At 57.0% G+C, this 14778-nt stretch carries 12 protein-coding genes and 1 pseudogene; 9 read left to right on the top strand and 4 right to left on the bottom strand.

Annotated elements, in window-relative coordinates; genetic code table 11:
- The first annotated feature begins 7 nt into the window (after positions 1-7).
- Together tldD and J8G15_RS11270 are read left to right on the top strand one after the other, a co-directional pair.
- Complete coding sequence (tldD, locus tag J8G15_RS11275; RefSeq protein WP_210542044.1) at positions 8-1468, top strand: metalloprotease TldD; 1461 nt, start codon at positions 8-10, stop codon at positions 1466-1468.
- Between the two features lie 218 nt (positions 1469-1686).
- On the top strand, positions 1687-2826 hold the full coding sequence (locus J8G15_RS11270; RefSeq protein WP_210542043.1) for a 3-deoxy-7-phosphoheptulonate synthase: 1140 nt from the start codon (positions 1687-1689) through the stop codon (positions 2824-2826).
- A gap of 75 nt (positions 2827-2901) precedes the next feature.
- Here J8G15_RS11270 and mpl read toward each other — a convergent pair whose 3' ends face one another.
- The gene (gene mpl, locus J8G15_RS11265) at positions 2902-4287 is read right to left on the bottom strand and encodes a UDP-N-acetylmuramate:L-alanyl-gamma-D-glutamyl-meso-diaminopimelate ligase (RefSeq protein ID WP_210542042.1); all 1386 of its coding nucleotides are present in this window, start codon (positions 4285-4287) and stop codon (positions 2902-2904) included.
- Between the two features lie 43 nt (positions 4288-4330).
- Between mpl and J8G15_RS11260 the strand changes: the two genes are divergently transcribed.
- The 7 genes and pseudogenes from J8G15_RS11260 to J8G15_RS11235 all read left to right on the top strand — a co-directional run bounded on the left by J8G15_RS11260 (position 4331) and on the right by J8G15_RS11235 (position 9403).
- Positions 4331-4933, top strand: a complete 603-nt coding sequence (locus J8G15_RS11260; protein WP_210542040.1) for a hypothetical protein — start codon at positions 4331-4333, stop codon at positions 4931-4933.
- Positions 4930-5496 carry a TlpA disulfide reductase family protein gene (locus J8G15_RS11255; RefSeq protein ID WP_210542037.1) on the top strand — a complete coding sequence of 189 codons (567 nt, stop codon included), beginning with the start codon at positions 4930-4932 and terminating at the stop codon, positions 5494-5496. The genes J8G15_RS11260 and J8G15_RS11255 overlap by 4 nt, the downstream gene beginning before the upstream one ends.
- Before the next feature lie 135 nt (positions 5497-5631).
- Entirely contained in the window at positions 5632-6081 is a 450-nt protein-coding gene (gene accB / locus J8G15_RS11250) for an acetyl-CoA carboxylase biotin carboxyl carrier protein (RefSeq protein WP_210542035.1), read from the top strand.
- Between the two features lie 18 nt (positions 6082-6099).
- The gene (gene accC / locus J8G15_RS11245; protein WP_210542033.1) at positions 6100-7449 is read left to right on the top strand and encodes an acetyl-CoA carboxylase biotin carboxylase subunit; all 1350 of its coding nucleotides are present in this window, start codon (positions 6100-6102) and stop codon (positions 7447-7449) included.
- Between the two features lie 12 nt (positions 7450-7461).
- Positions 7462-8352 (top strand): 50S ribosomal protein L11 methyltransferase, encoded by an 891-nt coding sequence (gene prmA, locus J8G15_RS11240; RefSeq protein ID WP_210542031.1) that lies wholly within the window; start codon positions 7462-7464, stop codon positions 8350-8352.
- A 22-nt stretch (positions 8353-8374) separates the two neighbouring features.
- Positions 8375-8440: pseudogene (locus tag J8G15_RS22125) on the top strand (zinc-ribbon domain-containing protein); the annotation flags it as partial.
- Positions 8441-8686: 246 nt separating this feature from the next.
- Positions 8687-9403: a DUF3426 domain-containing protein gene (locus J8G15_RS11235; RefSeq protein WP_240538250.1), complete on the top strand. Its 717-nt coding sequence runs from the start codon at positions 8687-8689 to the stop codon at positions 9401-9403.
- 93 nt (positions 9404-9496) lie between these two features.
- On the opposite strand, the gene J8G15_RS11230 is transcribed toward J8G15_RS11235, so the two are convergent.
- From J8G15_RS11230 to J8G15_RS11220, 3 genes are all read right to left on the bottom strand, one after another.
- Positions 9497-10132: a histone gene (locus tag J8G15_RS11230; protein ID WP_210547557.1), complete on the bottom strand. Its 636-nt coding sequence runs from the start codon at positions 10130-10132 to the stop codon at positions 9497-9499.
- A 170-nt stretch (positions 10133-10302) separates the two neighbouring features.
- Positions 10303-11457: a ribonucleotide-diphosphate reductase subunit beta gene (locus J8G15_RS11225; protein ID WP_210542028.1), complete on the bottom strand. Its 1155-nt coding sequence runs from the start codon at positions 11455-11457 to the stop codon at positions 10303-10305.
- A 131-nt stretch (positions 11458-11588) separates the two neighbouring features.
- Positions 11589-14510, bottom strand: coding sequence for a ribonucleoside-diphosphate reductase subunit alpha (locus tag J8G15_RS11220; RefSeq protein ID WP_210542027.1), 2922 nt, complete (start codon positions 14508-14510; stop codon positions 11589-11591).
- Positions 14511-14778: the final 268 nt, after the last annotated feature.

Genomic DNA, 14778 nt, shown 5'->3' with positions numbered 1-14778 from the left:
TGACCGCATGATCTCTCGCGAACCCACCATTGAACGCTTGGCCATTGCCAAGTCCCTGTTGCTGACCCCGTTTGGTCTGGATGAGTCCCATCTGGCCCGAGCCCTGGCTGAAATCAAGGCGCACCAGGTAGACGAAGCCGACCTGTACTTTCAGTACACCCGTTCTGAGGGCTGGAGCCTGGAAGAGGGCATTGTCAAAACTGGTTCGTTCAGCATTGACCAAGGCGTGGGCGTGCGAGCGGTGAGCGGGGAGAAAACTGCGTTTGCCTACTCGGACGATATTTCTGAAGCGTCGCTGTTGGATGCGGCGCGCACCGTGCGCACTATTTCCAGTGCTGCCCAGGCGGGCCGCAAGAAAGTACCTTCCAAAAAGATTGCCCCGGCGCGTGCTTTGTACCAAGGCTTGGACCCGATTGCCACGCTGGACAGCACCGCCAAGGTGAAACTGCTGGAGCGGGTTGAACAAGCCGCCCGTGCCAAAGACCCGCGCGTGGCGCAAGTCATGGCGGGCCTCGCCGCTGAATACGATGTGGTCATGGTCGCCCGCGCTGACGGCACTCTGGCCGCCGACGTGCGACCGCTGGTGCGCCTGAGCGTGACGGTGATTGCCGAGCAAAAAGGGCGCCGCGAGGTGGGCTCAGCTGGTGGCGGCGGGCGTTTTGGCTTGGCCTACTTCGACGATGCTTTGATCGCTCAATATGTGGGCGAAGCGGTCCATGCGGCCTTGACCAATCTAGAGGCGCGTCCCGCACCGGCTGGCGAAATGACGGTGGTGCTGGGGTCCGGTTGGCCGGGCATTTTGTTGCATGAAGCCATTGGCCACGGCCTGGAAGGCGACTTCAACCGCAAGGGTTCCAGCGCGTTCAGCGGCCGCATGGGCCAGCGCGTGGCCGCCAAGGGCGTGACCGTGCTGGACGACGGCACCATTCCCGATCGCCGTGGCTCTCTGAATGTAGATGACGAAGGCAACGCCAGCCAGCGCAACGTGCTGATTGAAGACGGCATTCTGACGGGCTACATCCAGGACTCCATGAACGCCCGCTTGATGGGCGTGGCCCCCACCGGCAATGGCCGGCGCGAAAGCTACGCCCATGTACCCATGCCCCGCATGACCAACACCTATATGTTGGGTGGCGACAAGGCGCCAGAAGAGATTGTGGCCAGTATCAAAAAAGGCCTTTACGCGACCAATTTTGGTGGTGGACAGGTCGACATCACCTCCGGCAAGTTTGTGTTTTCCGCCAGCGAAGCCTATTGGGTCGAAAACGGCAAGATTCTGTACCCCGTCAAAGGCGCCACGCTGGTGGGCAGTGGCCCCGAGTGCCTCAAGCGCGTCAGCATGATCGGCAACGACATGAAGCTCGACAGCGGTGTGGGCACCTGCGGCAAAGAAGGGCAGAGCGTGCCGGTGGGCGTGGGTCAACCGACCCTGCGCATCGATGGCTTGACGGTGGGCGGCACTGCCTGAGTCAGTTTCGCGCGATTTCAGTGTGCTACATTCCAACTCATGAATTCGGTCCGTTTTTTCTTTAGCTACTTTTGGTTCTCAAGCGCCTGCGGCGGTAGAGAGATCTGAACGTACCCAAAGAAAACGTCCTGACCTCACAAAAACCGCCGGCACACCCGGCGGTTTTTTTTGCCTTTTTGTTTTTGTCACCTTCAATTGTTTGAATTAGGAGCCTCACCATGACTGCCAAAGCCACCGTCGCCACCACTGATGCCTGGTATGCCAATCCTGTCAACCGCCCCGCCGACCGCACCAGCCAGACAGACGACGCCCGCATCAAGGACATCACCGTGTTGCCTCCTCCCGAGCATTTGATTCGCTTCTTTCCCATTCAGGGCTCCCCTGTGGAGTCGCTGATCAGTCGCACCCGCCAGAGCATTCACAACATCATGGCCGGCAAGGACGACCGTCTGCTGGTCATCATCGGCCCCTGCTCCATCCATGATCCGGCGGCCGCGCTGGACTACGCCCGCCAACTCAAAGTGCAGCGCGAGAAGTACGCCGACACGCTGGAAATCGTGATGCGGGTGTATTTCGAGAAGCCCCGCACCACCGTCGGCTGGAAGGGCTTGATCAACGACCCCTACCTGGACGAGACCTTCCGCATTGACGAGGGTTTGCGCATTGCCCGGCAGTTGCTGATCGAGATCAATCGCATTGGCTTGCCTGCCGGCAGTGAATTCCTGGACGTGATTTCTCCCCAGTATTTGGGTGATTTGATCTCCTGGGGGGCGATTGGCGCACGCACGACCGAGAGCCAGGTTCACCGTGAACTGGCTTCGGGTCTGTCCGCCCCGATTGGCTTCAAAAATGGCACCGACGGCAATATCAAGATCGCCACCGACGCCATTCAGGCGGCGGCGGGTGGCCACCACTTTTTGTCGGTGCACAAAAACGGCCAGGTTGCCATCGTGCAAACCAACGGCAACCCGGATTGTCATGTGATTCTGCGGGGTGGCAAGGCGCCCAATTACGATGCCGCCAGTGTCGCTGCCGCTTGCAAAGACCTGGAGAAAGCCAAACTGCCCGCCACGTTGATGGTGGATTGCAGCCATGCCAACAGCAGCAAGCAGCACGAAAAGCAACTCGAAGTGGCCCGTGACATCGCCGGACAAATCGCCGGTGGGTCTACCAGCGTGTTCGGCGTGATGGTGGAGAGCCATTTGAATGCGGGTGCGCAGAAGTTCACACCGGGCAAGGATGATTCAGCCCAGTTGACCTATGGCCAGAGCATCACCGATGCTTGTTTGGGCTGGGAAGACTCCCTGGCCTCGCTGGATGTCCTGTCCGAAGCGGTGAAAACGCGCCGCGTCCGGTAAGCAAAGAACCCCGAAGGTGGGGCAGGTTCTACAAGGATTTCAGCCCTGTAGCGCATGCCCTTAATCCGTAAGTAGCTATTCTTTTTGTAGTGAAAGAAGCAGTTTTTGGTGAATGCCACCAAAGCCGCCGTTGCTCATACAAACGATGTGATCACCCGCTCGCGCCTGTGCCGTGACTGAAACCACCAAGTCGTTAATGTTGCCGGACACCACGGCCCGGGCACCTAGGGGCGTGAGCGCCTCGGTGGCGTCCCAGTCCAAGCCGCCACTGTGGCAAAAGGCCATGTCGGCCTGCTCTAGGCTCCAGGGCAACTGGGCTTTCATGGCACCGAGCTTCATGGTGTTGGAGCGGGGCTCGAACACCGCCAAGATACGCTCGTTGGCTTGAAGCCGGCGCTTCAATCCGTCCAACGTGGTTCGAATGGCGGTCGGGTGATGGGCAAAGTCGTCGTACACGGTGATCTGGCCACCTGCTACGGCCACGGTGCCACGCACCTCCATGCGACGCTTCACGTTTTCGAACGATCCCAGGGCCAAACCAGCCGCTTCGGGTGACACCCCCACGTGCTCGGCAGCGGCCACCGCGGCCAGGGCGTTGAGCTGGTTGTGCACTCCGGTCAGCGCCCATTGAACATGCCCTGCTTTTTTGCCGTGCATCAGGATGTCAAAGTCATGCGGCTCGCCAACAGCGGTGAAATCGCTCACCGTGGCGCCAAAGCTGCGCACCTCGCTCCAGCAGCCGACGTGCAATACCCGGGTGAGGCTCTCCTCCAGGCCATTGACGACGATGCGCCCCGTCCCCGGCACGGTGCGAATCAGGTGATGGAACTGCCGCTCAATGGCCGCAAGGTTGTCAAAAATATCGGCATGGTCGAACTCCAGGTTGTTGAGAACCGCCGTACGAGGGCGGTAATGCACAAATTTGCTGCGCTTGTCGAAAAAAGCGGTGTCGTATTCGTCCGCCTCGATGACAAAGGTCTTGCCTTGACCCAGTCGGGCGGAGACGCCAAAGTTCATGGGCACGCCACCGACCAAAAAGCCCGGTTGCAGGCCCGCTTTCTCCAAAATCCAGGCCGTCATGGCGGTGGTGGTGGTTTTGCCATGGGTGCCGGCGATGGCAATCACGTGGCGTCCCTGCAAGACATGCTCGGCCAGCCATTGCGGACCACTGGTATGGGGAAGGCCACCTTCCAGAATGGCCTCCATCAGGGGGAATTTGGCGCTGCCATCGGCCAGGCGGGCCCGGCTGACCACGTTGCCCACCACGAACATATCCGGTTGCAAAGACAGCTGGTCTGCGCCGAAACCCTCCATCAAGTCAATGCCTAGCGCGCGGAGCTGGTCGCTCATGGGGGGGTAGACGCCTGTGTCGCAGCCGGTGACTTTGTGTCCGGCCTCGCGCGCCAGCGCCGCCAAGCCGCCCATGAAGGTGCCGCAAATACCGAGTATGTGAATATGCATGCCCAGATTCTAGGCGGCTGTATTAAAGGCAAAATAGGACGCTATGGAGAGCTTGAAATCGGAGATCGCCGCTGTCGCGGCGCGCATGGTGGTCGAAGAGGGACTGGATTTTGGCGCGGCCAAGCGACGTGCCATCAAGCAAATGGGCTTGCCTGGGCGCACAGCGCTGCCTGGCAATGAGGAGGTTGAAGACGAGGTCATGGCCTACATCGCCTTGTTTTGTGCCGACACCCAGCCGGGCGAGTTGGTGGCCTTGCGCCGCTTGGCACTGGTCTGGATGGAGCGTATGTCGGCCTTCAAGCCTTACTTGGGGGGATCAGTCTGGCATGGCTCGGCGACCCGTTTGTCTGACATTTACTTGCAGTTGTTTTGCGAAGACAGCAAATCAGCGGAAATCGCACTGATTGACCATGGGGTGAACTACATACCCCGCACGGTGACAGGTTTCAACGGGGAATCGGTCGAGGCGTTGAGCGTGCATGCGTTTTGCCCGGAGTTGCGGGAGGAGGTGGGTGTTCACTTGTTGATTTACGACTGGGATGATCTGCGGGGTGCGCCGCGCGTGGATGCCAAGGGACGCACACCCCGCGGTGATGTGACGGCAGTGCGGTGCTTGTTAATCGAATCGGAAGCAGGAAAAACATGACAGAGAAAAATCGCAACGCTGATGTTGACCTTGTTGCAAGCGGGCGCCGCTCTTGGCTGATGGGTGCCGTAGCGGGTGCGGCAGCAATAAGTGGTGCAGGTGTTGCCTGGTGGGTTCATTCACCCGGTGAGGTTGAACCGAGTGCTGAAGAGGCTCTGTGGCTGCTAGACTTCGCCCTCCCCACCGAAGGCTCTCGTTTGGCCATGGCGAGCTTTCGTGGCAAGCCACTGGTGCTGAATTTTTGGGCAACATGGTGCCCTCCTTGTGTAGAAGAGCTTCCCATGTTGAGCGACTTCTATTCAAAGAATGCAGCCAAAGGCTGGCAGGTGCTGGGTTTGGCGGTGGATCAGGCCACGCCCGTGAATCGTTTTCTGGCCAAAGCGCCCGTATCCTTTCCGGTGGCGCTGGCGGGGGTGCCTGGAATGGAGATTGGAAAATTGCTGGGCAATCAGAGCGGCGGCCTGCCGTTCACGGTAGTTTTGGGAGTGGATGGCAAAGTGGCCCATCGTAAAATTGGCCAAATTGCACCTGAAGATTTGCTCGCCTGGGAGGCCGAGACCTAGTGTGGGTTCGTGCCTGGTGGGCAGAGTTCGGTGACTCTACTTTTAAAGTCTTGTAAAATAAGAGAAGATGACTGTGTTTTGGATGAATTTAAAGTAAATTCAGCAGTTGTTGTATAAAAATTCATTGGAGTCCTCATGGATCTGAGAAAGTTGAAGACGTTGATTGACCTCGTGTCTGAGTCCAACGTGTCTGAGCTGGAAATTACCGAGGCGGAAGGCAAAGTGCGCATCGTCAAGGGTGGCGTGCCTATGGTTCAACATTACGCGCCTCAGATGGCAATGATGGCCCCAGCAGCCATGCCGGCCCAAGCCCCCGCAGCGGTGGCTGAGGTCGCCGAACCCGTCGCCAGCGGCCATTTTGTGAAATCTCCCATGGTTGGCACGTTTTACCGCTCTTCTTCGCCAGGTGCCAAGTCGTTTGTCGAAGTCGGAGACGAGATCAAGGCCGGTGAAACTATTTGCATCATCGAAGCCATGAAGATCCTCAATGAAATTGAGGCCGACAAGTCAGGCACGGTCACCAAGGTGATGTGCGACAACGGTCAAGCCGTTGAATACGGACAGCCCCTGTTCGTGATTGAGTGAGGTTGAACCGCAACGCCTATGTTCAAAAAAATTCTGGTTGCCAATCGCGGCGAAATCGCTCTTAGGATTCAACGCGCCTGCAGCGAACTCGGAATCAAGGCCGTCATGGTCTATTCCGAAGCGGATCGGGACGCGAAATACGTCAAACTGGCTGAGGAAGCCGTGTGCATTGGCCCGGCGCCCTCGGGCTTGAGTTATCTGCACATGCCGGCCATTATTTCGGCGGCGGAAGTGACAGACGCTGAAGCGATTCATCCTGGCTATGGGTTTTTGAGTGAAAACGCCGACTTCGCTGAGCGAGTTGAGAAAAGCGGGTTCCAGTTCATCGGGCCTACGCCGGAATCCATTCGAATCATGGGCGACAAGGTCTCCGCCAAACAGGCCATGATCAAAGCAGGCGTGCCTTGCGTTCCCGGATCAGAAGGCGAGTTGCCGGATGATCCGGCGGAGATTCGCCGCGTGGCCAAGTCCGTTGGCTACCCCGTGATCATCAAAGCTGCCGGCGGCGGCGGCGGGCGCGGAATGCGGGTGGTGCACACCGAAGCAGCCTTGATCAACGCGGTGGCCATGACCAAGGCCGAGGCTGGCGCTGCGTTTGGCAACCCGGCCGTGTACATGGAGAAGTTTCTCCAAAACCCGCGTCATATCGAAATTCAAATTCTTGCAGACAAGCACAAGAACGCGGTTTATTTGGGCGAGCGAGATTGCTCGATGCAGCGCCGTCATCAGAAAGTGCTGGAAGAGGCGCCCGCGCCGGGCATTCCTCGCAAGTTGATTGATCGTGTCGGCGAGCGTTGTGTGGCCGCCTGTAAAAAAATTGGCTACCGCGGCGCAGGCACGTTTGAGTTTCTATACGAAGACGGCGAGTTCTATTTCATCGAGATGAATACGCGTGTTCAGGTGGAGCACCCCGTTACTGAGATGGTCACCGGTATTGACATTGTCAAAACCCAAATCATGGTGGCCGCGGGTGAGCGTCTGCCTTTCACGCAGAGACAGATTGAAATTCGTGGCCATGCCATCGAATGCCGGATAAATGCGGAAGACGCCTTCAAGTTCACGCCCTCGCCGGGGCGGATCACCATGTGGCATCCCCCCGGTGGTCCTGGTGTGCGGGTGGACTCCCATGTCTACACCAACTACTTTGTTCCCCCTAACTATGACTCCATGATTGGAAAAATTATTGTGCATGGAGACACCCGGGAGCAGGCTTTGGCACGCATGAGAACCGCGCTGGGAGAAACAGTGATTGAAGGCATTAGTACCAACATTCCACTGCACCGGGAGTTGGTTGTGGATGCGAAGTTTGTGTTGGGTGGCACCAATATTCACTACCTGGAACATTGGCTGGAACAGCATAAGCGTTAAATCAAAAACTGCATGTTTGAACTAAAACTGATGTGCCCGGAGAGTCGGGTCGAAATCGTGAGCGATGCCTTGGACGTGCTGGATGCATTGAGCGTCAGCGTCGAAGACGCAGATGCTCAGACCGACGCCGAGCAGGCACTGTTTGGCGAGCCGGGCATGCCACCGCCCAAAGAGGGCTGGCAGCGCTCCCGCATGATTGCCCTTTACCCGACAGAGGCATCAGCCCGAGAAGCACTTTCACTTTTGAACGCGCAGGATTTCTTTGCTGAATGTGAGTTTCTTGGGGTGCACGAGCTTGCAGAGCAAGATTGGGTGCGCTTGACGCAATCCCAATTTGCGCCGGTGGACATCACTCCCACATTCTGGATTGTCCCGACCTGGCACGAGCCCCCGGCTGAGGCCCAGATTGTTATTCGACTGGATCCCGGACTGGCGTTTGGCACGGGCACGCACCCGACGACCCGCATGTGTCTTCGTTGGTTGGCGCGCCAAGGCGAAGCCAGCCAGTTCCTGGGCCGAGTATTGGACTATGGATGCGGATCCGGTATTTTGGCCATTGGCGCCGCCAAACACGGCGCGGTCGATGTTGACGCCGTTGACATCGACGAGGCTGCGGTTGAGTCGACCGTTCTCAACGCACAGGCGAACGATGTCGCGGTCAATGCAGGCTTGCCGGACGCTGCCTCGGGCCAATACCAAACGGTGCTGGCGAACATTCTGGCAACCCCTTTGAAAGTTCTGGCGCCGCTGTTGTGGTCTCGAGTTGCACCTGGGGGTGCCTTGGTTTTGTCCGGCATTCTCGAGCGACAGGCCGAAGAGCTGAAGTTGGCCTACGCTCCGTATTGCAAGTTGACAGTCTCCGACCAGGAGGACGGCTGGATCCTGATGACCTCCGCGACCTGAGGAGCCGCTCGACGTTGACCATATGAGCATGATCACCCGTTGTCCCGCCTGCGAGACTCTGTTCAGGGTGGTCCCTGATCAACTTCGAATCTCGGCCGGATGGGTTAGATGCGGTCAGTGTGACGAAATATTCGATGCCTCTGCGCATTTGGTGAGTGAGTCGCCAGTGGCCGATTCGACTATGGCGACGACGGAGAGTACCGTTCAGTCAGTCGAAGTGTCGGAAAATGCACCACCTGCACCACCTGCACCACCTGCACCACCTGATCTAGATGGATCGCTCCAGTTGCCTGAGCCATCGGAGATGCCGGCAGGCTATTTGTCTGACTTCTCCGTGGTTGACCTGAACCTGGGGGAGGGGGCAGCAGGCCTTGTTCCAACGGAAGAGCATGGGGCTGTCGCTGACGATGCAGAACCAGGAACGGTTGAGAGTGAAGAACTTGATTCCAACTGGCCAATCAGCGAGCCGCCCCAGGACTTCGAGGAAACCGCGCAGAAAGGCTTTCCAGATGTAGCTGACTCATTCGACCAGGTCTCATTTTTATCAAAAGAGAAAGTCACCCTCAAGCGAGACCGCCCTGCACTGCGCTGGTTGCTGGGGATGCTGAGCTTGGTGTTGTCAATGGGCCTATTCTTCCAGGTGGCTTATCGAGAGCGCAATCAATTGGCGGCATGGGAGCCAGCTTTCACGCCTTGGTTGGAGCGGGCCTGTGAGCTGATCGCTTGCAAGATAGACCCGATTCGGCGTATTGAGTCTATAAGTGTTGAAACATCAACGTTCACCAGGCTACGTGGTGACACCTATCGATTGAGTTTTTTGCTGAAAAGTAGTTCATTGACTCCCATCGCCTTTCCGGCTGTGGAGCTGACATTGACAGATGCCATGGATCAACCGTTTTTGAAGCGAGTATTGCTGGCCTCGGACGTTGGGCCAGCGAGCGGCGTCTTGGCTGCATCCTCGGAATGGCCAGCATCGATTGATATCTCCGTCCAGTCGGCGGCAACACCCGAGCGTGTCGCCGGTTACCGCCTCGTTGCGTTTTACCCATGAATCTGAAGGCCGAGTCGATGGGGCTTGTGCAAGCGCGATAAAAAAGCCCGAATGCGGTGAACATCGGGCTTGTGATCGGGGTAATTCGATCGATTAGGGTTTGTTGCCAGTCGGAAAAGGCCAGGCCGCTTGTGGATTCAATGTGGTTTGCGCCCCAGATGCGGACTTGGCAGCGACTGTTTTTCCAGCAGGTGCTTTTTTGGCTGGCGCTGGTTTCTTTGCCGGTGCAGTGGCTTTCACAGCGGCCTTCTTTGCAGGAGCTGCTTTTTTGGCAGCGACGTCTTTCTTCGCAGGCGCAGCGGCTTTCACAGCGACCTTCTTTGCGGGAGCTGCTTTTTTGGCAGCGACGTCTTTCTTCGCCGGTGCAGCGGCTTTCACAGCGACCTTCTTTGCGGGAGCTGCTTTTTTGGCCGCGACGGCTTTCTTCGCCGGTGCAGCGGCTTTCACAGCGAGCTTCTTTGCGGGAGCTGCTTTTTTGGCCGCGACGGCTTTCTTCGCCGGTGCAGCGGCTTTCACAGCAACCTTCTTTGCGGGAGCTGCTTTTTTGGCCGCGACGGTTTTCTTTGCGGGTGCAGTGGCTTTCACAGCGGCCTTATTTGCCGGAGCTGCTTTTTTGGCAGCAACGGCTTTATTTACGGGTGCAGACGCTTTGACAGCGACCTTTTTGGTTGATTCAGTCTTTTTCACGGGAGCCGCCTTTTTCGGGGCTGATTTTTTTGCAGTTGCCATTGATGTATCTCCTTGATTAATTTGCAAAGAGCACTTCTTGCGCGACGGATGGCAGGAAGCGATGCATGGTGTTGGACCTATTGCCCAGCACCATGAATTCGGAACACAAACCGTCGCCAACAGCGTGTGCTGCGGGCAGCGGTCGTGAGCAGGGAGTCGTCATGTATGACTTAATCCCAAGACAGTGCGCCGCCCGATTGATATTCAATCACTCGGGTTTCAAAGAAGTTTCTTTCCTTCTTCAGGTCAATCATTTCGCTCATCCACGGGAAGGGGTTTTCCTCGTTGGGATACAGCGCTTCCAGTCCAATTTGTGTAGCCCGGCGATTGGCTATGTAACGCAGGTAGCCTTTGAACATCGACGCATTCATGCCCAGTACACCGCGAGGCATGGTGTCCTCGGCGTAGCGGTACTCCAACTCAACCGCCTGCTCGAACAGGGCACGAATTTCTAGTTTGAATTCGGCCGTCCAAAGCTGAGGGTTTTCCAGTTTAAGCTGATTGATCAGGTCAATGCCGAAGTTGCAGTGCATGGACTCATCGCGCAGGATGTACTGGTACTGCTCGGCCGCACCTGTCATCTTGTTTTGACGTCCCAGCGCCAGAATCTGCGTGAATCCGACGTAGAAAAAAAGGCCTTCCATTAAGCAAGCGAAAACAATCAGCGACTTCAAAAGCGTCTGATCAGTTTCTGGTGTGCCCGTCTTGAAGTTGGGGTCCATGATCGCCTCAATATAGGGGATCAGGAACTGGTCTTTGTCGCGAATGGATTGGACTTCGTTGTAGGCGCTGAAGATCTCGCTTTCGTCCAAGCCCAGTGACTCCACAATGTACTGATAGGCGTGAGTGTGAATGGCTTCCTCAAAGGCTTGGCGAAGCAGGAACTGCCGGCATTCCGGCGCAGTAATGTGGCGGTAGGTACCCAACACGATATTGTTGGCAGCCAATGAGTCGGCCGTGACAAAGAATCCCAAATTTCGTTTGATGATGCGACGCTCGTCTTCGGTTAACCCGTTAGGGTCTTTCCACAAAGCAATGTCCCGCGTCATGTTGACTTCTTGGGGCATCCAATGATTGGCGCAGCTGGACAGGTATTTTTCCCAAGCCCATTTGTACTTGAATGGGACGAGTTGATTGACGTCTGTCTTACCGTTGATGATGCGCTTGTCTGCAGCATTGACGCGGCGTGGCGTGGCCGGCGGAGCGTCTGTCGCGGTAGATGTACTCACGGACGGCAGTGAAACCGCTGCCGAGCGACTTGCATTCGAGTCGCTGGACTGAGGTGTTTGCGATGAGGGATTGACTTCTTCGTCCCAGTTCAACATAGGTAATTCCAATCAGCAGATTATGAGAGTAGCGAGGTGAATTGAAAAGGGTTCATCGACTTCGCTCCTCCATTGAGGGGTGTGAGTGTGGTGAATGAACATCGACTCGATGCGAGGCGATGTTCATGGCCTTATTGGCAGGATTCACAGGTGGGGTCGTCGACCCCGCAGAACTTCACGTCTGTTGCCGGTCCCGATGCCATTTGTTCACGGGCGGCGGCGGCTGCGGCGTCAAGGGCGCTCATGCCAGACTGGCTGGAAGGTGATGACTCGCTCCCCGATGAAACAGCATTCATGCGACCCGCAGTCACCGTTGACTTCTCCACGTGGGTGGCAGACATGGTGCGCAAATAGTAGGTGGTTTTCAAGCCACGAATCCAGGCCAGCTTGTACGTGTCGTCCAGCTTCTTGCCTGACGCGCCCGCCATGTAGATGTTGAGTGACTGTGCTTGGTCAATCCATTTTTGGCGGCGGGATGCGGCCTCGACCAACCAGCGGGTTTCCACTTCAAACGCGGTGGCGTAGAGCAGCTTGATATCTGCGGGAACACGATCGATTGGTTTGAGAGAACCATCGAAGTGCTTCAGGTCCATGACCATGACATCGTCCCAAAGTCCCAGACGTTTGAGGTCTTGAACCAGGTAGTTGTTGATAATGGTGAACTCGCCAGACAGGTTGGACTTGACGGACAGATTGCCAAAACAAGGCTCAATTGAGGCGTCGACTCCGATGATGTTTGAAATGGTTGCTGTCGGTGCAATGGCCGTACAATTAGAGTTGCGCATGCCGTCGGTTGCAATTTTCTTGCGCAGCGAATCCCAATCCATGGTCGACGAGCGGTCGACCTCGACATAGCCGCCGCGCTCGCGAGCCAACATGTCTAACGTGTCGATGGGCAAGATGCCTTTGTCCCACAGCGAGCCTTTGTAGCTGGAGTACTGGCCGCGCTCTTTCGCCAGCTCTGTCGATGCCCAGTAAGCGTAGTAGCAAATGGCCTCCATGGAGGTGTCGGCAAACGCGACTGCTGCGTCACTGGCGTAGGGGATACGCAGCTCATACAGGCTGTCCTGGAACGCCATCACACCCAAGCCCACAGGGCGGTGACGCAGGTTGGAGTCGCGGGCTTTCTTGACGGCGTAGTAATTGATGTCAATCACGTTGTCCAGCATGCGCATCGCTGTGGTGATGGTCTTTTGCAGCTTGACGTGATCCACCGCCCCATTCTTCAAGTGTTGCAACAGATTGACCGAACCCAGGTTGCACACGGCGGTTTCTGTGTCGCTGGTGTTGAGCGTGATCTCGGTGCACAAGTTGCTTGAGTGAACGACACCCGCGTGTTGTTGGGGCGAACGCACATTGCAGGCGTCCTTGAACGTGATCCAGGGATGACCGGTTTCAAACAGCATGGTGAGCATTTTTCGCCACAGATCGGCGGCGGGCAGCGCACGGGCTGGCTTGAGTTCGCCGCGTGCAGCCTGCGCCTCATAGGCCACATAGGCTGTCTCGAATTCGGCGCCAAATTTGTCATGCAAATCAGGCACGTTGTTCGGCGAGAACAGGGTCCACTGGCCTTTTTCCATGACCCGACGCATGAACAGATCCGGAATCCAGTTCGCGGTATTCATGTCATGGGTACGGCGGCGATCATCGCCCGTGTTTTTGCGAAGCTCCAGAAACTCTTCGATGTCCAAGTGCCAGGTTTCCAGGTAGGTGCATACGGCACCCTTGCGCTTGCCGCCTTGGTTGACGGCGACTGCAGTGTCGTTGACGACCTTCAGAAACGGAACCACGCCCTGGGATTCGCCGTTCGTGCCCTTGATGTGAGAGCCCAGTGCGCGCACGCGTGTCCAATCGTTGCCCAAACCACCTGCGAACTTGGACAGCAGTGCGTTTTCCTTGATGGATTCATAGATTCCATCCAGATCGTCTGGCACAGTGGTCAGATAGCAGCTCGACAATTGTGAGCGCAAGGTGCCGCTGTTGAACAGCGTTGGCGTGCTGGACATGAAGTCAAATGACGACAGGATTTCGTAAAACTCGATGGCCCGCGCCTCGCGGTCGGATTCGTTGAGCGACAAGCCCATGGCCACCCGCATGAAGAAAGCCTGTGGCAGTTCAATCCGTGTTTTCCCAATGTGCAGGAAATAACGGTCGTACAGGGTCTGGATGCCAAGGTAGTCAAAGTTCAGGTCGCGGTCGGCCTTGAGGGCTGCACCCAGGCGAACCAAGTCAAACTCGAGCAGCTTGGCGTCGAGCAGTTCATTGTCCACACCCTTTTGGATGAACTGAGGGAAGTACTCGACGTAGGCCTGTGCCATGTCAGCCTGCACCACGTCTTTGCCCAATGCTTCTCTGGCCATTGTGTGGAACAGCAGTCGGGCGGTGGCGTAGGTGTAATCAGGGTCTTTTTCGATCAAAGTGCGTGCAGCAAGCACCGATGCTTTGTAGACCTCGTCCATGGGGACGCCGTCATACAGATTTCGCATGGTCTCAGCCATGATCGGTTCGGGTTTGACGTCAGCGCCCAGACCGGCGCAGGCAGCCTCAATCAGCCCCTTGAGGCGGTCAAGGTCAAGCACAATGCGCTGACCGTTGTCCAGCGCGTGCAACTGCGGCGCTTTGGGTGTCGACTGCGTGATCTGTTGAGCGCGCTCTTGTGCATGTTTTTCCCGATACAAGACATAGGCTCGGGCCACCTCGTGGTGACCGTCACGCATCAGTCCCAATTCGACCTGATCTTGAACATCTTCAATGTGAAAGGTCCCGCCGCCCGGGCGCGAGCGCATCAGGGCGCGAATCACGCCTTGCGTCAATCCATCTACTGTTTCGCGGACGCTGGCCGATGCGGCTCCGTGGGTGCCGGTGACAGCCAGAAAGGCCTTCATCATGGCGACCGCGATCTTGGCCGGTTCGAATGGCACGACGGCGCCATTGCGGCGAATGACTTGATACTGGCTCACGCCATTGGCGGTGGTTTGAATCGAGTCATCCCCTAAAGCGGATGTGGACGGACTGGACTGGCGCTCTGAAGGCGTGTTTAAAGCAGTTTGCATGGGGCTCCTCGTCTATGCTGCGTGAAATAGAGTGTCAATGGCGCTGAGCACAAGCCTGGGGCCATAAGATGGCTGGGCTCGGTGGAAAGGCAGGACGCACTATATATGGGGTGTCTGGCTACTGCAAGCCACTACAGGTAGTGTATGTCGAAGGCAGGGTCTTTGTGCCGCCAACGTGTGTTCTGGGGGCCAAATTTTACCCGGGGATTGACCCAGTCAAACTGACGACAGGGCGAAATACGGAGGAATCGAGGCCGGAAAATCTACA

This window comes from Rhodoferax sp. PAMC 29310, from assembly GCF_017948265.1.
In the GTDB taxonomy this organism is placed as follows: Bacteria; Pseudomonadota; Gammaproteobacteria; order Burkholderiales; family Burkholderiaceae_C; genus Rhodoferax.
Note: the sequence above shows the minus strand (reverse complement) of the source record. Positions and strands in the feature narration are given on the sequence as shown.